Annotated in this window: 14 protein-coding genes, 1 pseudogene and 1 riboswitch; of the genes and pseudogenes, 3 read left to right on the top strand and 12 right to left on the bottom strand. The window is 35.2% G+C overall.

From position 1 onward, the window contains the following. Positions 1-11: 11 nt before the first annotated feature. The 6 genes from ACKI3H_RS01045 to ACKI3H_RS01020 form a co-directional block, all read right to left on the bottom strand. Complete coding sequence (locus tag ACKI3H_RS01045) at positions 12-647, bottom strand: ABC transporter permease (protein WP_407370457.1); 636 nt, start codon at positions 645-647, stop codon at positions 12-14. Between the two features lie 14 nt (positions 648-661). Next, the gene (locus ACKI3H_RS01040; protein ID WP_407370456.1) at positions 662-1,846 is read right to left on the bottom strand and encodes a betaine/proline/choline family ABC transporter ATP-binding protein; all 1,185 of its coding nucleotides are present in this window, start codon (positions 1,844-1,846) and stop codon (positions 662-664) included. 162 nt (positions 1,847-2,008) lie between these two features. Beyond that, positions 2,009-3,460, bottom strand: coding sequence for a cardiolipin synthase (gene cls, locus ACKI3H_RS01035; protein WP_407370455.1), 1,452 nt, complete (start codon positions 3,458-3,460; stop codon positions 2,009-2,011). Between the two features lie 160 nt (positions 3,461-3,620). Beyond that, positions 3,621-4,184, bottom strand: coding sequence for an energy-coupled thiamine transporter ThiT (thiT, locus tag ACKI3H_RS01030; protein WP_407370454.1), 564 nt, complete (start codon positions 4,182-4,184; stop codon positions 3,621-3,623). Between the two features lie 78 nt (positions 4,185-4,262). Continuing rightward, positions 4,263-4,366, bottom strand: a riboswitch (TPP riboswitch). Positions 4,367-4,454: 88 nt separating this feature from the next. Then, positions 4,455-4,949 carry a GNAT family N-acetyltransferase gene (locus ACKI3H_RS01025; protein ID WP_407370453.1) on the bottom strand — a complete coding sequence of 165 codons (495 nt, stop codon included), beginning with the start codon at positions 4,947-4,949 and terminating at the stop codon, positions 4,455-4,457. Between the two features lie 54 nt (positions 4,950-5,003). Continuing rightward, positions 5,004-5,669, bottom strand: coding sequence for an HD domain-containing protein (locus ACKI3H_RS01020; protein ID WP_407370452.1), 666 nt, complete (start codon positions 5,667-5,669; stop codon positions 5,004-5,006). 446 nt (positions 5,670-6,115) lie between these two features. On the opposite strand from ACKI3H_RS01020, the gene ACKI3H_RS01015 reads away from it, so the two are divergent. Next, on the top strand, positions 6,116-7,312 hold the full coding sequence (locus ACKI3H_RS01015; RefSeq protein ID WP_407370451.1) for a glycine betaine/L-proline ABC transporter ATP-binding protein: 1,197 nt from the start codon (positions 6,116-6,118) through the stop codon (positions 7,310-7,312). Continuing rightward, a pseudogene (locus ACKI3H_RS01010) lies at positions 7,305-9,099 on the top strand (ABC transporter permease/substrate binding protein). The gene ACKI3H_RS01015 and the pseudogene ACKI3H_RS01010 overlap by 8 nt, the downstream one beginning before the upstream one ends. A gap of 109 nt (positions 9,100-9,208) precedes the next feature. Here the strand turns inward: ACKI3H_RS01010 and ACKI3H_RS01005 are convergent. The 3 genes from ACKI3H_RS01005 to ACKI3H_RS00995 are packed head-to-tail and all read right to left on the bottom strand — an operon-like array spanning position 9,209 to position 12,882. After that, entirely contained in the window at positions 9,209-10,888 is a 1,680-nt protein-coding gene (locus ACKI3H_RS01005; RefSeq protein WP_407370450.1) for a ribonuclease J, read from the bottom strand. A 31-nt stretch (positions 10,889-10,919) separates the two neighbouring features. Then, complete coding sequence (gene dapA / locus ACKI3H_RS01000) at positions 10,920-11,798, bottom strand: 4-hydroxy-tetrahydrodipicolinate synthase (RefSeq protein ID WP_407370449.1); 879 nt, start codon at positions 11,796-11,798, stop codon at positions 10,920-10,922. Positions 11,799-11,832: 34 nt separating this feature from the next. After that, entirely contained in the window at positions 11,833-12,882 is a 1,050-nt protein-coding gene (locus ACKI3H_RS00995) for an aspartate-semialdehyde dehydrogenase (protein WP_407370448.1), read from the bottom strand. A gap of 213 nt (positions 12,883-13,095) precedes the next feature. Between ACKI3H_RS00995 and ACKI3H_RS00990 the strand changes: the two genes are divergently transcribed. Continuing rightward, entirely contained in the window at positions 13,096-13,848 is a 753-nt protein-coding gene (locus ACKI3H_RS00990) for an alpha/beta hydrolase (RefSeq protein WP_407370447.1), read from the top strand. Positions 13,849-13,900: 52 nt separating this feature from the next. On the opposite strand, the gene pnp is transcribed toward ACKI3H_RS00990, so the two are convergent. The 3 genes from pnp to uvrB all read right to left on the bottom strand — a co-directional run bounded on the left by pnp (position 13,901) and on the right by uvrB (position 18,647). Further along, positions 13,901-16,009 carry a polyribonucleotide nucleotidyltransferase gene (pnp, locus tag ACKI3H_RS00985; protein ID WP_407370446.1) on the bottom strand — a complete coding sequence of 703 codons (2,109 nt, stop codon included), beginning with the start codon at positions 16,007-16,009 and terminating at the stop codon, positions 13,901-13,903. A 196-nt stretch (positions 16,010-16,205) separates the two neighbouring features. Further along, positions 16,206-16,475 carry a 30S ribosomal protein S15 gene (rpsO, locus tag ACKI3H_RS00980; protein ID WP_013710576.1) on the bottom strand — a complete coding sequence of 90 codons (270 nt, stop codon included), beginning with the start codon at positions 16,473-16,475 and terminating at the stop codon, positions 16,206-16,208. Between the two features lie 177 nt (positions 16,476-16,652). Then, entirely contained in the window at positions 16,653-18,647 is a 1,995-nt protein-coding gene (gene uvrB / locus ACKI3H_RS00975) for an excinuclease ABC subunit UvrB (RefSeq protein ID WP_407370445.1), read from the bottom strand. Between the last annotated feature and the right edge of the window lie 38 nt (positions 18,648-18,685).

Raw genomic sequence — 18,685 nt, 5'->3', positions numbered from 1 at the left:
TTGAAGCCCTCCTATTCAATACCTTGCACAACTCTAGGCGTTACTTTTTTTTCTAATTTTCCTAGTGCATAATCTGTCAATAATGCAAGAATAGTTACAGGTATAGTTCCGCCAATAATTAAACTAGGAATATAAAGAGTTAATCCGTTAAAGATAAAATCACCTAACCCACCTGCTCCAATGTATGAAGCTAAAGCAGCCCATGAGATAACATAAACACCGGACAAACGAATTCCAGCCATAATAACCGGTGCTGCTTGAGGCAACTCCACATTACGAATGAGTTGAATGTTTGTCATTCCCATTCCTTTTCCTGCATCTCTTAAGTTAACATCTACTCCATTCATTCCTATATAAGTATTTCTCAAAATAGGCAATAAAGAATAGATGAATAACGCTACAATTGCAGGAACCTTACCAATTCCAAATAAGGGAATCATTAGAGCCAGTAATGCTAATGAAGGAACTGTTTGTAAAATAGTAGCTAAACCAATAATAAACTTAGCACTCTTCTCAAATCGCGTTAATAAAACTCCCAAAGGGACAGCTACACTAACACCTAATGCCAATGCAATTGCAGAAATATAAAAATGTTCCCATGTCTTTAGGAGTAAATCAGAGCCGTTTGCTGCAAAAAATTCAGCCATTGTCTTTTCCTCCTCTATTCATTGTTTTCTTTAGGAATGGTTGTTTCAAAAACACTGCTGGTTGTCAGCTCTTCTTCTTGCTCTTCACCCCATATTGTATCGTAAACCACATCTACTAACGATGCACGAGTAACTAGACCAATTAAACGACCTTTATTGTCCACAACTGGAATATTTTTAAAACCGCGTTTTAAAATTCTTTGAACGGTGTCTCTTAAAAGTGTACCTTCTCGAACAAAATAAACTTTATCGATCATAATATCGCCAACACTTGTAGCACGCTTGCGGTTACGGTCAATTTTCTCGATATCTACATACCCTTTTAACACACCTGAATCATCTGTAACAAATAACGAATCCACACGTTTGTCTCTCATTAAACGGATAGCTTCAGAAATAGATTTTCCAGGCGTTACTGAAATTGGATTTTTTATCATGACTTGATCTACCGTTTGAATATTGGGTCTAGCTTGAATCAAGCGGTCTTCACCAATAAAATCTTCAACAAATTGATTAGCTGGTTCTGCTAATATATTATCTGGCGTATCAAACTGCACTACACGCCCATTTTGCATAATGACAATGCGATCAGCTAATTTTAACGCTTCATCCATATCATGAGTAACAAAAATAAATGTTTTCCCCATTTCCACTTGTAACTCTTTAACTAATTCTTGTAAAGCATCTCTAGTAATAGGGTCTAATGCTCCAAATGGTTCATCCATCAATATCACATCTTGATCAGCAGCTAATGCACGAATAACTCCAATCCTTTGTTGTTGTCCTCCGGAAAGCTCAGCAGGGTAACGTGACAAAAATTCTTTTGGTAAATCGACTTTCTCCAACAAACGTTCTGCAGATTCTCGTTGCTTATCTTCAGACCATTTTAATAATTTAGGTACCATTACGATATTGTCATAAATGGTCATATGTGGCATTAAGCCAATTTGTTGGATAACATAGCCAATTTTACGTCTTAGCTGAACAGGATCTTTCTTCATAATATCTTCACCATTAATTAAAATCTGGCCTGAAGTTGGTTCAATCATGCGATTGACCATACGCATAGAAGTTGTTTTCCCACTTCCACTCGTACCAATAAAGACAATAAACTCTCCATCATTAAATGTGAGGTTAATATTGTCAACAGCTTTTTTCCCACCTTTGTAGACTTTGGAAACATTTTTAAATTCTATCACTACATTCACCTCTTATATAATTTCGTTTTTTGACCATACACTCTCTTATTATCTCAAAGAAGCCACTCCTTATCAAATTTGATGCTTTCTAATTAAAATTCTCTAATAAAATAAACAAGGTTGAAACAAATGATTTTTGTTTCAACCTTGTTCATTCATTGTTTATAATATTGGAGAGAATAGCCTTGAAAAGATTTGCTTGAATTTTAACCATTTAGATTGATTGTCTAGCATTTCTTTAGTTAACAGATAACTTTTTTTCATATCTTCGTAGAAAAAGTGTTCTTGTTGCTTTGCAATCTTATCATCGTAGATAAAAACATTTACCTCAAAATTTAATTTAAAACTTCGAATATCAAAATTGGCTGTACCAATTGAACAAATATCTCCATCAACAACAACTGTTTTTGCATGCAGAAACCCATTATCATAAATATATACTTCTGCTCCAGCATCCACCATCGCTTCTGCATAATACATTGTTGCACGATAAATAAAAGGGTGATCTGGTTTATTCGGTATCATAATTTTTACGTTAATTCCAGACATAACGGCAATTTGGATAGATTCTAATACTGAATCATCTGGAACAAAATACGGTGTTTGTATGAAAACTGACTCTTTAGCCATACTGATCATCTTGATATAGCCTTTTTTTATTTGTTCTAAATCTGAATCAGGTCCGCTAGATACAACTTGGATATTAGCGTGTCCTTTTTTGTCAATTAAAGGAAAGTAATTTTCTTCGTATTCCAATTTATGATTTGAAACAGCTGCATTCCAGTCCATCAAAAAGCGAGTTTGTAGAGCTAGCACTGCATTTCCTTGAATTTTTAAGTGGGTATCTCTCCAGTAGCCAAATTTCTTATATTCACCTAAATATTCGTCGCCTACATTGAAACCACCGGTATAACCAATTTTTCCGTCGATTACTACAATTTTACGATGATTTCGATAGTTAAAACGTAGATTAATAATTGGTAGCTTAGATCCAAAAAATGGTTCAGCTTTTCCACCTAATTTTTTTAAGGTTTTAAAAAAATTAGGTCTTAAAGATCTAGATCCTAACGCATCATAGATGACTAGAACTTCTACTCCTGCAGCTGCACGTTCTTCTAATGCTTTAAGAACTCGTTTTCCAATTTTATCATTATGAATAATATAATAAATCATATGAATGTGATGTTCCGCTTTAGAAAGATCTTCAATCAAGGAATCAAATTTTTTTGCCCCATCAGTAAATAACTCAACTTTATTTCCTTTTGTTAAAATGGATTCATCACTTTCTAAAAACAAACTAGCCATTTCTTTGGCATTTTCAGATGCTTGTTTTTCAGATAATAAATCTTCATCCTCAGCCAGCATTTCTTTCTGAGCTTGTACAAGCTCTGGCATCCCTATATTTTCTTGCGAATTAATATCAAATATTTTTTCGCGGGTCAATTTTTTCCCAATAAATAAATAAAAAATAAAACCTATACCTGGTAAAAGAATAAGTACAAGCAACCAAGCCCAAGTAGCTGCAATATCACGTTTTTCACGAAATACCGTGATGATAGAAAGCAAAACATTTAGAAAGTAGAGCCCAAAAATTATGTATATTATAATGTTCATTCAATTATTCCTCTCCAGCTCGTTATTGTCTAATCTTACTACTTCCCTTTTCTTTTAGCTACTAGAAACTAGCTGTAAAAAAGAAAGAATTGTCAAAAAAAGAGACTGGAGTAATTATCCAATCTCACTATACTATAATCTTACTTAATTGAATCAATCCTTATTTTTTTGGTAAAAACAAGGTTGGCGTCGTTTTGGCCATGATGAATAGTACTACACTAGTAACTATTCCCGTTGCTAAAGCACTCCCACCATTCGCAATAAAAGAGTACCAAATGGGATTCATACCTTCTGGCGCATAGCTGCCCCAAAAATAATAACCGGCAACAAAGTGCCAAAAGAAACGGGCAACTGTTCCCATAATCGTTCCGATTAAAATAAATTGATATTGTTTAAATTGATTGTTTTCTCTAAATGCAAGTTGTAAAGGTTTCCTAACTATACCTGCAAAACCAACAAATGCAAAAGCAACAAAATATTCTATAAAACCCTGTAACGGATGCAAAATACTAGCATTTCCTATCAAAAAATGCAGGACCCCCCAAAGAAAACCCGCTGCAGTCGCTGCTACAAATCCACGTCTAAAAGCAAACAAGGTCATCGGTATCATCCCTAATGAAACGGTAAAGCCTGTTCCAATATTTGTTGGAACCAAAGACAATACAATTGCTAAAGCCGCAAATATTGTTCCTTCTATCCAAACTCGTAATCGTTCATTTCTCAAAAAAAATTCCTCCTTAATGTGTTGAACAGTGCCACACATCAAAGGAGGAGCTCGAATTATCATTATAAATAAATAACATTTCGTCCCCGTCACAATCCCTACGCTCGTACTAACGAACAGGTTCCAAGGGTTAGAATCATTTGATTCAATCTCAGCTTCTTACAGCACCCCTTTGTGATGGTTGTTCATTTAATTTTTCTTACATTCTCTATTTTACGATGTTTGTTAGGAGTTGTCAATGAACCTTTTATATTGCCTTTTCCCCTAATTCTATTTTTTTTCATTTGTGAGTTTTTTTGAGTAAATAAATTTATAGCCACCCAACTCTTTAACTTTATTTTTTGTATTTTCAAATCCAGATTTTATATACATCATTTGTCCACTAATGTTATCGTGATCAATCAATAAGATAATTTCAGTAATAGAAGGGAAATGTTCATTAATAAAGCTGGGTAATTTTTCTATTGAAGCTTTTCCGTATCCTTGTTTTAAATAATGCTTATCAACTGAATGGGCTTTTAATAAAATCGCATGAAGATTTGAACAATAATTTAAAATAGTGTCTCCAGTTTGAAGGATAAAAAAACCCACCATTATATCCTCATCTAACACTAAAATTGGGTGTTTTTCACTTTCATGTAGACTTTCTGTCATAGCATCCATAGGTTTCACTGTATAGGGTGTTTCTTCTATTGTATAGTTTTCTATTATAAGGATATCGCCTACCGTTGCTTCTCTTAAAATTATACCCCTCATATCATCCATAATAAACCTCCTACACTTTTCATTTCAAATCCCATCGAATTTTTAAGGAAAGACCTATTTTTCTCCATCCCATTCAGCGTAAAATTCTTCTAAGTAATTTTCCATATAAGCGTGCCTTTTTTCAGCCATTTCTTTTCCAATACTTGTATTCATCTTGTCTTTTAATTTCAACAATTTTTCATAAAAATGCATAATTGCTGTATCTTCTCCCGAACGATAGTCTTCGATTGTAAGCTGATTTCGTGGTTCTTTTGCTGGATCATGAATTAACCGATTTTTTGAACCCGAGTAGACCATTGTTCGTGCAATTCCAATTGCCCCTATTGCATCCAATCGATCTGCATCCTGAACAATTTGTCCTTCTATAGAAGATAATACCACTTTATTTGTTCCACCCTTATAAGACATATGAAGAATAATTTCCATTATCTGTTCAATTTCTTGTTCACTTAGGAAATATCTAGATAGCCATACTCTAACCTTTTTCTCCCCCTCAGCTTCTGTCTTATTTAATTTGCCGTCTGCTACGTCATGTAAGAGAGCTGCCATTTCACAAATAAAAAGATCAATATTTCCTTCTTCCTTCTGAGCTATACTTATAGTTAAGTTTTGTACACGTTGAATGTGCCACCAATCATGACCGCTAGCATCATCTTTTAAAAGTTGGTAGACATATTCTTCTGTCTCATTTATTATCTTTTTTTGCAATTCCGTTAACATCCATCGTTCACCTCAATTGAGCCATTAAAGTACTTAAAATCAGTTTATCAATCCCACTTAAAAACCACAAGTTATATATCCGACGTAAAATTAACTTTTATCAGATTCTTTTCAAAAAATAAGCAAAAAAATGGTTCAAAAAAAATTTTTTCTTTTTTTTATTCATGCTCTAAGGTCTGTTATGAAGGCAAAACGAAGGTATTAAAGCTTATTATTGAAAATGATTTGATTTTTCATTTGTTTTCATTCATGTTACACTGATAATTGTGTTCCATTTAGAACTATTTTTTTTATGAATAGTTGTCGTTGTTTTTTCGTAAAAGGGTTTTAGATAAAACTACTATGGACAGTAGTTTGCTAGTCAATTTATGTTTGGATTCTCTTTTACATCAATTTTGATTTACTAGTTTGGAATTCATACCTAAAAAGGAAAAGGAGATGTTATTTTGTCAAAAATAACTGTTGAAAATGTATCGAAGGTTTTTGGTAAAAAAACAACACAAGCCTTAGAAATGTTGAAAGAACAAAAATCTAAGCAAGAAATTTTAAAAGAAACGGGGGCCACTGTTGGAGTTAATAATGTTAGTTTCACTGTTGAAGAAGGTGAAATTTTCGTTATTATGGGATTATCTGGTAGTGGAAAATCAACTCTTGTTCGAATGTTTAATCGTTTAATCGATCCTACAAAAGGAGATATCTATATAGATGATGAAAATCTCTCTAAAATGGATAAAAAAGCTCTACGCCAAGTCAGAAGAGAGAAATTGAGTATGGTTTTCCAAAACTTTGGTCTCTTTCCTCACCGGACAATTTTAGAAAATACAGAATATGGTCTAGAAATCCAAGGTGTTGATAAAGCTGAAAGACAACAAAAAGCTCAAAAAGCTCTAGATAATGCAGGTTTAGGAGAATACAAAGATCAATACCCTAATCAACTATCTGGCGGAATGCAACAACGAGTAGGATTAGCACGTGCTTTAGCGAATGATCCTGAAATCTTATTAATGGATGAAGCTTTCTCAGCACTAGATCCATTGATTCGTCGTGAAATGCAAGATGAATTAATCGAACTTCAGTCTAAAGTGAAAAAGACAATAATTTTTATAACTCATGATTTAAATGAAGCTTTACGAATTGGTGATAAAATTGCTTTGATGAAAGATGGATCAATTGTACAGATTGGTTCTCCTGAAGAAATACTAACTAACCCGGCTAATGACTATGTTGAAAAATTTGTTGAAGACGTTGATCGTTCTAAAGTATTAACAGCTGAGAACATCATGCAACGTCCTGAAACATTGAATATAAAAAATCATGGTCCGCGTTTTGCGCTTGAACAAATGCGTAGTGAAGGAATATCCAGCATCCTAGTTGTAGATAGCCAACGTAATCTTTTAGGCTATATCACAGCAGAAGATGCTTCAGATGCTCGAAAAAATAATGTTACAACAATTGAAAACATCCTGAAAAAAGACATTCCAACAGTTACTAGAACAACTTCTATGAATGATATATTTTCAGTTATTCATGATGCAACTACTCCCGTAGCAGTTGTAGATGATGGTAAGTTAGTTGGTATAATTGTCAGAGGCGCTGTAATAGCTGCCCTTGCAGGAGAAAGTGAGGTGCTTGAAAATGTCTAGTATATTAGATATCATTCCAGAATTGCCAGTAGCTGATGCTGTAGAAAACTTTACAAGTTGGGTAACTCAAACTTTTGCGTTTTTGTTTGACCCTATTCAAAAATATTCAGAAATTGTTATGGAATTTGTGACAAATACGTTATTACTTGTTCCACCAATTTTGTTTATTTTGATTATTGCTTTGATTGCTTTTATTGCTTCAAAGAAAAAAATTGGATTGGCTACATTTACAATAATCGGCCTTTGGTTTACCTATAATCAAGGTCTTTGGGAAGACTTAATGAACACTCTGACTTTGGTTCTGGTTGCAAGTTTATTATCTGTTATCATCGGTGTTCCATTCGGAATTTTAATGGCTAAAAGCAAAATTGCAAATGCCATTATTACTCCTATTCTTGATTTTATGCAAACAATGCCTGCCTTTGTCTACTTGATTCCCGCAGTTGCTTTCTTTGGTATTGGTATGGTTCCAGGGGTATTCGCCTCTTTAATTTTTGCCATCCCACCTACTGTTCGCTTTACTAACCTTGGAATCAGACAAGTTTCACACGAATTAGTTGAAGCTGCTGAATCATTTGGTAGCACAGGTGCTCAAAAATTATTTAAAGTAGAATTGCCTTTAGCAAAATCAACAATTATGGCTGGTATCAACCAAACTGTTATGTTGGCTTTATCTATGGTAGTTATTGCTTCAATGATTGGAGCTCCAGGTCTTGGTAGAGAAGTTCTTTCTTCACTACAACGTGCACAAATCGGAACAGGTTTTGTATCTGGTTTAGGTTTAGTTGTCTTAGCGATTATTATTGACCGCTTAACGCAAAAATTAAATAAAAAATAAATTAATTAATCATTAAAAAAATAGTTTACAAAAAAGGGGAAATAAATTTAATATGAAAAAACTTAATTGGAAACATTTAGGACTTACAGCTGGTTTAGGGTTATCACTAGTTGCAGCAGGTTGTTCAACAGAACAGTCATCAACTGAGGATGAATCAGCAACTGTTGGTAAAGGACAAGAAATTGAGCTATCTTATGTTGAATGGGATACTGAAGTTGCTTCTACTAACGTTATTGGTAAAGTATTGGAAGACTTAGGGTATGATGTAAAACTAACACCATTAGATAACGCTGTAATGTGGCAAGCCGTAGCTAGCGGAGATGCTGACGCTATGGTAGCTGCATGGTTACCAGCTACTCATGGTTCTCAATTTGAAGAATATGGCGATCAAATGGTTGATTTAGGACCAAACTTAGAAGGCGCATTAGTTGGCCTTGTGGTTCCTGAATATATGGATGTTGATTCAATAGCTGATCTTAAAGATGAAGCTGCAATGAGCATTACCGGTATTGAACCAGGTGCGGGTGTTGTTGCTGCAACAGAGAAAGCTTTAGAAGATTACGATAACTTGAGTGAGTGGGATCTTAAAACCTCTTCATCTGGTGCCATGACTGTTGCATTAGGTCAAGCAATTCAAAATGAAGAAGACATTGTTATCACTGGTTGGTCTCCGCACTGGATGTTCGCTTCTTATGACTTAAAATATTTAGAAGATCCTGAAAATTCGTTTGGCGAATCAGAAACAATCAATACTATGGCTCGTGAAGGTCTTGAAGAAGACATGCCTGAAGCTTATCAAGTATTAGATCAATTTAATTGGACAACTGAAGAAATGGAAAGTATTATGTTAGATATTTCTGAAGGAGAAGATCCTGAAGATGCGGCTGAAACTTGGATTGAAGCAAATCCTGACCGTGTTACTGAGTGGACTGAAGGCGTATCAAAATAAGCTAGTCTGAAATCACTTTCGATCAAAGAGCATTCACTTAAAGTGAATGCTCTTCTTTTACAAAAAAAGCTCTTATTTCCTTTAAAAAGGAAATAAGATCTTTTTTTGTTTAATTTTTACGGTTGCGTGAACTTGTTTCCATGATGATTGGTAGAATAACTGGACGTCTACGTGTCTGTTCAAAAAGATGTTTATTTAAAGCATCTCTGATTTCTTGTTTCAAACGGCTCCATTCAAATTCTTTACGGTTTAAATTCTCTTCAACTACTTCTCTAATAATCTCATTACTTTGATTAATCAGATCTGTATTTTCTTTAACATATACGAAACCTCTTGTCATGACTTCAGGACCTGAAATAATTTTACTTTTTCTACGGTTAATAGTAACTACCGCTACAAAAATACCATCTTCAGATAACAATTTACGGTCGCGTAAAACAATATTTCCAATATCACCAATTCCGATACCATCGACCATTGTATTTCCTGCTGTCACTTGTCCAGCTACATGCATACGCTCATTTTTGTATTCCATAATATCGCCTTTACCCGGTATAAAAATATTTTTATACGGCATTCCAACTTCATGTGCAAGTTTTGCATGAGCCGAAAGCATACGATATTCTCCTTGAACTGGAATAAAGTAAGTAGGTTTAATCAGATTGATCATTAATTTCAAATCATTTGGAGTAGCATGGCCAGAAGCTTTCAAATTATCTGAAATTTGTTTTACTGTTCCACCTGCTCGATAAATTAAGTTTTCTGCTTGAGCAACCGTTACTTCCATTGCGGTTGATGGGCTTGTTACGATATAGACTAGATCACCCTCTTTGATGTTTACCTGAGTGTGTTTTCCTTTTGCCATACGTGTTAACGTTTTAATTGGCTCACCAGTAACACCCGTCTCTAACACAACAATTTCTTGGTCACTGTACTTTTCAATATCTGTTATTGGAACAATTAGATCTTCGTTAGGTAATTGAAGTTTATTCAGCTGCATAGCAATTTGAACGATTTCTTCAAGATTGCTTCCTGTAATGAAAATTTTCTTATGCGATTTGTGAGCAGCATCAAACACTTGTTGGATACGCAAGATATTACTAGCTACGCTGGCAACAATGATACGACCGTCAGCATTTTGGAAAGTATCCAATACTTCTTCTGCTATTTTTAGATCGCTTATATTTTCAACAGAACTTTCAGCTTCACTTGAATCACTCAATAAAGCTAAAACCTTACTTTTACCAATATCTGCAATACGTGATAAATTGCTTTGGTACATTGATTTTGCACTTTGATCGAACTTAAAATCACCTGTATAGACAATACTTCCTTCACTTGTCTTAAGAGCTACTCCAACAGAATCTGGAATAGTATGAGTTGTTCTAAAGAAACTAGCCACAACATCTCCAAATTCAATCTCTGTATTTTCATCAACCACGTGATAATCATCAAATGTATTAACTTGACTATCTTTTTCAACAAATAATTTTGCTAAAGCTATGGTTAATTCAGTTCCAAATACTGGAACATCAAATTTTTGAAGAAAATAAGGTAGTGCTCCAATTGCATCTTCATGACCATGAGTTAGAAACACAGCTGTAACACGGTGTTTATTTTCTTCTAAATAACTAAAGTCAGGAATGACTACATCAATTCCTAATAATTCTGTTTCTGGAAACATTAACCCGCAATCTAAAACGAATATGTCTTCATCCACCTCAACAGCATACATGTTTTTTCCATTTTCACGCACACCCCCTAGTGGGATAATTTTTATCGTGCTCATTTCTTCACCTCTTTTACTTTCATTTCGTTTTTTATTTTTTCCAATTTAATTCAGCTAACACATAATCTTCTTCTGTTTTTGTACAAGGTACTAATGGCAATCTCAATCCACCGACATTAATTCCTAAGTGGTTCAACGCAAATTTAACAGGTGCTGGAGAAGGAACAGTAAATAAACTGTTCATTTTAGGCACTAGTTGACGATGAATCTGTGCTGCTTCATCCATAGATCCTTCTTGCAACAAGTTGTACATTTCAGACATCTCATTCCCTAAAACATGACTTGCTACAGAAATCACGCCCGTTGCTCCAACGCATTTAGCAGGAAAAGCATTACCATCTTCACCAGTATAAACTAAAAAGTCATCTGGTGTTTGTTGAATTTCTTCGCTTAAAGCATCTAAACCTAAACATTCTTTCACACCAATAATATTTTCAATCGATGAGAGTTTTATGGTTGTCTTAGGATCAATCGAAACACTAGTACGTCCAGGAACGTTATATATGATAATCGGGAGTTTAGTACTTTTAGCTACTGTTTCAAAATGAGCATACAGACCAGCTTGGTTAGGCTTACTGTAGTATGGCGTCACTACAAGTGCTGCATCTATACCTGCAAGGGTTTCGACCTCTTTTGTAAATGCAATCGTCTCAGCAGTGTTAAATGACCCCGTACCGGCAATGATTGGTACACGTCCTGCAACTAATTCAATTGTCTTACGGTATAAGTCTAATTTTTCCTCATGTGCTAATGTAGGAGATTCTCCAGTAGTGCCTCCCACTACTAAACCTTCTGTCCCATTTTTAAGTAAGAAGTTGATTAACTTTTCTAATCGTCCATAATCAATTGATCCTTCTTCATCAAATGGAGTAGTCATAGCGGTTATAATACGTGCTTTTTTTAAATCCAATACCATCACCCTCTATTTTATATTCAACTTATTCTTAATTATTTGTTTTAATTAATTTTAACTTGTGTAAGCTTTCAGCAATTTGAACAGAGTTCCATGCTGCGCCTTTGATTAAGTTATCCGACACGATCCACATATGATAACCTTTGTCTAAGTCACGATCTTTCCGAATTCTTCCAACAAATGTTTCTCTTTTGCCCTCTGCTTCCAAAGCTGTTGGATAAACTTGATTATCCGGATCATCTTGAAGCACTACACCTGGTGCATTTTTTAAGAGTTCTTGAATAGAAGCTACGCTAGCTCCCTCGTCTTTCAATTCAATATAAACAGATTCTGAATGTCCTGAAACGACTGGAATACGGACGCATGTTGCAGAAACTTTTAGATGATCATCGCCCATAATTTTTTTAGTTTCATTGATCATTTTCAATTCTTCAAATGTATAACCATCTTCCGTAAACAAATCGATTTGTGGCAATGCATTGAAAGCAATTGGAAAATGTTTTTTATCTCCACCTGATGGCAAAATAGCTGCTTCATAAGGCTCACCATTCAGCATATGCTGTGCTTGTTCTTTCATTTCTTTAACAGCTGAAACTCCAGCTCCGCTTACAGCTTGATACGTTGACACAATCACCCGATCTAATCCGTATTGTTTGCGAATTGGCTCTAAGGCAACCATCATTTGAATCGTTGAGCAGTTCGGGTTAGCTATAATTCCCTTATGAGAACGGATTTCTTCCTCATTTACTTCCGGAACGACTAAAGGTACTTCAGCATCCATCCGGTATGCGCTTGTATTATCAATGACAACTGCACCACGTTTTACCGCTTCAGGAGCAAATTGTTTTGAAATCGATCCACCTGCACTAAATAATGCAATATCAACATTTTCAAAAGAATCTGCCGTTGTTTCTTGGATTTCGATTTCTTTTCCATTAAATAAAGCTTTTTTCCCAGCAGATCGTTTCGAGGCTAAGAGCTTCACTTTATTAATTGGAAAAGTGGCTTGCTCCAACATTTGAATCATTTTTGTTCCTACAGCTCCCGTTGCTCCTACGACTGCAATAGTATATCCATTCATTTATATCTCTCCTAAATACATATTTCTTTTTATAATGTTTATCTTATGACTCCATGTACTCCCATTATACATTTTAGCACAATTCTTGAGTAATTTATACAAATGTAGATTATTCACTCTGTTTTGTTTGATTTATCTAACGAATAATACGAAATATATGATACACTTTTTCTGTTCAACTTTAATAAACTAATTATTTGGGAAGGAGCATCTATGAAGCGCAGCTATAAAATTTTAATTGGTTGTCTTATTTTTTTCATTTTGGTTTTATTAGGCAGTTTCGTTTTTGTACAGTCTAAAACGTATCAACCTTTAAGTAAAGCACTGAAAGAGACAGAGTCTACTGATCAATACACTGTTGAAGAATCCTCAGATACAATTATTTTCAGGCCAATAAATGAACAACAATCTACTTCTGTCCTCTTTTATCAAGGTGGGCTTGTAGAAGAAAAAAGTTATAGTTCAATTGCGGCAAAACTCGCTGCAGAAGGATATCCCGTTTACCTTGTTAAGCATACTTTGAATCTTGCCGTGACAGACGCAGATAAAGCAGAAACCATTATCACTGATGAGGAGATTCTAAAATTTGTTATAGGGGGTCATTCCTTAGGTGGTGTGATGGCTAGTCGATTTGCTAATGAAAGTTATTCAGAATCCTTAAAAGGTGTTTTTTTACTAGCTAGTTATCCAGATGAAAAAGGTCGGTTAGATAAACTGCCTATTTCAGTTCTCTCCCTTATTGGTTCTAATGATGGTGTAGTGAATGAAGAGGCCTATCATCTTGGCAAAAACTACTTACCTGCTTCTGCCATATTTTATACTATTGAAGGGGGCAATCATTCAGGTTTTGGCGATTACGGTGACCAAGAGGGAGATCTCCCTGCCACCATTTCATCCGAAAAACAGCAAGAACAGTCAGTCAACCAATTAGTAAAATGGCTAAGAAACATTGATGAAAATGAATAGCAAAAAAAGAGCTCAATTTTTTTAAAATTAGGCTCTTTTTTTGTTTATTCTCTTAAGCTTCTTCGGTTGTTAACAACACTTTGCGAGAAAGGTTAATTCTTCCTTGTTTATCGATTTCGATAACTTTAACGTCCATTACTTCACCTAAAGTCAAAACATCTTCAACTTTAGCGACACGTTCGTTAGCTAATTCAGAAATATGAACTAATCCATCTTTTCCTTTAGCAATTTCAACAAAAGCTCCAAATTTTTCAATTCGTTTTACTTTTCCTGAATAAATTTTACCAACTTCGATATCTTTTGTTAATTCTTCAATAATTTCTTTAGCGCGTCTAATCATAGCTGCGTCTTCAGATGCAATACTGATATTTCCTTCTTGATCGATATCAATTTTAACGCCGGTTTCATCAATAATAGCATTAATTTGGTCACCACCACGGCCAATAACAACTTTGATTTTTTCCGGTTTGATTTGCATCATTTCAATTTTAGGAGCGTATGCACTTAATTCTTCATGTGGCTCAGCAATTGTAGAAATTAATTCATCAAGAATTTCCATTCTAGCTTTTTTAGCTTGAGTTAATGCTTCTTCTAAAATTTGTTGTGTGATACCTTCAATTTTAATATCCATTTGAAGAGCAGTGATTCCTTTGCTCGTACCCGCCACTTTAAAGTCCATATCGCCTAAATGATCTTCTAAACCTTGGATATCTGTTAAGACAGTATAGTTTTCGCCTTCTTTAACAAGTCCCATTGCAATACCAGCTACTGGAGCTTTGATTGGAACACCTGCATCCATTAAAGCTAGAGTACCTGCACAAATGCTTGCTTGTGATGAAGATCCATTTGACTCTAAAACTTCAGCAACTAAACGAATCATGTATGGAAAATCTTCTTCGCTAGGGATAACTTGTGCTAATGCACGTTCTCCTAACGCCCCATGTCCAATTTCACGACGGCCTGGTCCACGTGACGGTCCAGTACTTCCAACTGAGTATTGAGGGAAGTTGTAGTGATGGATGAATCGTTTGCTGTTTTCAATTCCTAAACCATCAATAATTTGATGTTCGCCTAGTGGTGCTAAAGTAGCTATAGACAATGCTTGAGTTTGTCCACGAGTGAATAAACCAGAACCATGTGCTCTTGGCAATAATCCAATTTCTGAAGATAAAGAACGAATTTCATCAATTTTACGGCCATCTGGTCTAATTTTGTCAACTGTAATCAAACGACGAACTTCATTCTTTTCCATGTCTTCAACAATTTGTTTTACTTCTTTATTGATTCGTTTAGCTTCATCGTTGTCTTGATATTTTTCTTCGTAAAAAGTCATTGCTTCTTCTTTAACCGCTTCGATATTTTCTTCACGAGCTAATTTTTCTTCGGTTTGAATTGCAGCAATCATTTTAGTTTGGAAAGCATCGTTCACTTCTTTTTCTAAATCTGCATCAATTTGCAACAATTGAATAGTCATTTTTTCTTTTCCAATAACAGCTACGATTTCTTCTTGGAAAGCCACTAATTCTTGAATGGCTTTATGACCAAACATTAAAGCACCAAGCATATCTTCTTCTGAAACTTCAGCAGCTCCACTTTCAACCATGTTAATTGCATCTTTAGTTCCTGCAACTGTTAAATGAATGTCTGATAATGCTTCTTGCTCAAGAGTTGGATTAATGATGTATTCTCCGTCTACACGGCCTACATCAACACTTGCAATCGGTCCGTTAAACGGAATATCTGAAATAGCAAGTGATAAAGAAGAACCAAACATTGCTGAAAAAGCTGGTGAACAATTTTGATCTACAGACATTACAGTATTTGTAATTTGAACTTCATTACGAAATCCTTCTGCAAACATCGGACGAATCGGACGGTCAATTAATCGAGCTGTTAAAGTAGCCGCTTCACTTGGGCGTGCTTCTCGCTTAATAAAACCACCTGGTATTTTACCGACTGAATACATTTTTTCATCGTAATTTACTGTTAAAGGAAAGAAATCTACGTCTTTCGCTTTTTTACTAGCTACTGCTGCAGATAGCACTACAGTATCGTTATAGCGAATCAATGCTGCACCATTAGCTTGTTTTGCTAATTGTCCAACTTCAACTTCTAGTGTACGACCTGCCCATTCTTTAGTAAAAACTTGTTTCTCTGTCATTGTGTGCATTTCTCCTTTTATTAAAGCTTTTATTCGTTTTTTCCAAACAGACTACTAAACAAATGTCAGCATTTAAGCTGATTAAACACTCACATTTGTATAGTAGGATGGACAACAAAATAAATAGCTTTTTTCTTTTACAAACAAAATGAAGCGAGATTCGTTAGAACCTCGCTTCTAAATAGACTACGAAAAATTAACGACGTAGACCTAATCTTTGAATCAATTCACGGTAACGAGTAATATCTTTGTTGCGTAGGTACGCAAGCAAGTTACGACGGTGACCAATTTTTTTCATAAGCCCACGGTAAGAATGGTGGTCTTTTTTGTGAACACGTGCGTGTTCGTTTAAATGATTGATTTCAGCTGTTAATACAGCAACTTGTACTTCGGGAGAACCTGTATCTCCTTCGTGGATTGCGTATTCTTTGATGATCTCATTTTTGCGTTCTTTAGAAATTGACATTTCTAAGCACCTCTTTCCTCAATTTTTCCTCTTACTGAGTAGACGTTGGTGATTCGTTTTACCAAGTAAAAGGTATGTGTTTAGTACACAATTAAATTTTACTAGAATCTATAAGAAATTGCAAGTTTTTAATCGGTTTTTCCATTTTTAATCGATTTGTTTCATTCTTCTGTACCTTTATTTTAATTTATACTGTGCCGTTATTTCTAAAATCATATCTCTTATATTAGCCGCTTTTTCGAAGTTTAATTCTTTTGCTGCCACCTTCATTTCAACTTCCATACCATCAATCAGCTCTAGACGCTGCTCTCTCGTCATCTTAGCAATATTTTCTAATCCAGATGCTCCCTCATCGTCACCTTCTACTACTGAAGTAATCGAGATCAAATCACGAATATCTTTGATAATTGTTTTAGGCGTAATGCCATGTTTTTCATTGTATTCTTCTTGGGTTTCACGACGCCTCTCAGTCTCTGATATAGCGGCTCTCATAGAGTCTGTGATACGGTCCGCATACATAATAACTTTCCCGTTTTCATTACGTGCAGCCCTACCAATCGTCTGTACAAGAGAACGTTCACTTCTTAAGAAGCCTTCTTTATCTGCATCTAAAATAATAACTAACGATACTTCTGGGACATCGATACCTTCACGTAGCAAGTTGATTCCGATCAATACGTCGTATACACCTAAACGCAGATTTCGAATGATCTCGGTTCGTTCTAATGTTTTTATCTCACTATGCAAGTAGGCAACTTTGATTCCAACCTCTTTCAAATAATCCGTTAGATCTTCTGACATCTTTTTAGTTAATGTAGTAATAAATACTCGCTCATTTTTTTCAGTTCGTTCATTTATTTCGCCAATCAAATCATCAATTTGACCTTTGATTGGACGCACTTCAATAATTGGATCTAATAATCCTGTAGGACGAATGATTTGTTCAATAACTTCTGGAGCGCGTTCCAATTCATAAGGTCCTGGCGTTGCCGAAATGTACATAATTTGATTTACGTGGTTTTCGAATTCTTCCAGGCGAAGCGGACGGTTATCCAAAGCACTCGGCAATCTGAAACCATACTCAATCAATTGTTCTTTTCTAGCTCTATCGCCATTATACATCCCTCTAATTTGGGACATCGTGATATGAGACTCATCTATCACAATCAGAAAATCATCTGGGAAGAAATCAATTAGTGTATAAGGTGCTTCACCAGGTTTACGTCCATCCATGTGTCTAGAGTAATTTTCAATTCCTGAACAATACCCCATTTCCAACAACATTTCCAAATCATAGTTTGTTCGCTGTTCTAACCGTTGAGCCTCAATTAATTTATCTTCCGCTCGTAAAACTTTTAATCGTTCTTCTAGTTCTTCTTGGATATTTTTTATAGCAGATCTTGTTTGTTCATCGTTCGCTACAAAGTGAGTGGCCGGAAAAATAGGGACATGTTGGACATTGGCCTTGATTTCACCTGTTAAGACGTCTACTTCTCTAATACGATCAATTTCATCTCCAAAGAACTCTACACGTATTGCTTCACTGTCACGTGATGCTAAGAAAATTTCCACGACATCTCCTCTAACACGAAAGCGTCCGCGTTGAAAGTCAATATCGTTACGTTCAAACTGCATGTCGACTAAACGACGTAACATCTCATCACGATTCATTTCAGCACCTACGCGTAAAGACAGAACGTGATCTCGATAATCCTCAGGGTTAACTAGTCCATAGATACATGAAACTGAAGCTACTACAATGACATCTCTCCGTTCTAACAACGCGCTCGTTGCGGAATGACGCAGTTTATCTATCTCATCGTTAACGCTTGATTCTTTTTCAATAAAGGTATCACTTGAAGGAACATATGCTTCTGGTTGATAGTAGTCATAATAGCTGACAAAATACTCTACAGCGTTATCAGGAAAAAATTCTTTAAACTCTCCATATAATTGACCTGCTAAAGTTTTATTGTGTGCAATAACTAAAGTTGGCTTATTTACTTCCTTAATAACATTTGAGACCGTAAATGTTTTTCCGGTTCCTGTGGCACCTAATAAGGTTTGTTCTTTCTCTCCAGCTTCGATACCTTTTATTAATTTTTTTATGGCATCCGGCTGATCACCACTAGGCTGGTATTTAGAAACCAGTTCAAATTGGTCTTTTGGCATTTCAAGTACCTCCTCGCACTTCTATTCAGTATAAAAAG

The sequence above is a fragment of the Carnobacterium sp. genome (genome assembly GCF_045617425.1).
In the GTDB taxonomy this organism is placed as follows: domain Bacteria; phylum Bacillota; class Bacilli; order Lactobacillales; family Carnobacteriaceae; genus Carnobacterium_B.
The sequence above is the reverse complement of the archived record's forward strand: the minus strand, read 5'-3'. Positions and strand labels throughout refer to the sequence as shown.

Coding starts and splice junctions, on each gene's coding strand:
- ACKI3H_RS01045 (WP_407370457.1), bottom strand. CDS start 647: ATGGCTGAATTTTTTGCAGCAAACGGCTCTGATTTACTCCTAAAGACA.
- cls (WP_407370455.1), bottom strand. CDS start 3,460: ATGAACATTATAATATACATAATTTTTGGGCTCTACTTTCTAAATGTT.
- ACKI3H_RS01025 (WP_407370453.1), bottom strand. CDS start 4,949: ATGGATGATATGAGGGGTATAATTTTAAGAGAAGCAACGGTAGGCGAT.
- ACKI3H_RS01020 (WP_407370452.1), bottom strand. CDS start 5,669: ATGTTAACGGAATTGCAAAAAAAGATAATAAATGAGACAGAAGAATAT.
- ACKI3H_RS01005 (WP_407370450.1), bottom strand. CDS start 10,888: ATGAGCACGATAAAAATTATCCCACTAGGGGGTGTGCGTGAAAATGGA.
- ACKI3H_RS00995 (WP_407370448.1), bottom strand. CDS start 12,882: ATGAATGGATATACTATTGCAGTCGTAGGAGCAACGGGAGCTGTAGGA.
- ACKI3H_RS00990 (WP_407370447.1), top strand. CDS start 13,096: ATGAAGCGCAGCTATAAAATTTTAATTGGTTGTCTTATTTTTTTCATT.
- pnp (WP_407370446.1), bottom strand. CDS start 16,009: ATGACAGAGAAACAAGTTTTTACTAAAGAATGGGCAGGTCGTACACTA.
- rpsO (WP_013710576.1), bottom strand. CDS start 16,475: ATGTCAATTTCTAAAGAACGCAAAAATGAGATCATCAAAGAATACGCA.
- uvrB (WP_407370445.1), bottom strand. CDS start 18,647: ATGCCAAAAGACCAATTTGAACTGGTTTCTAAATACCAGCCTAGTGGT.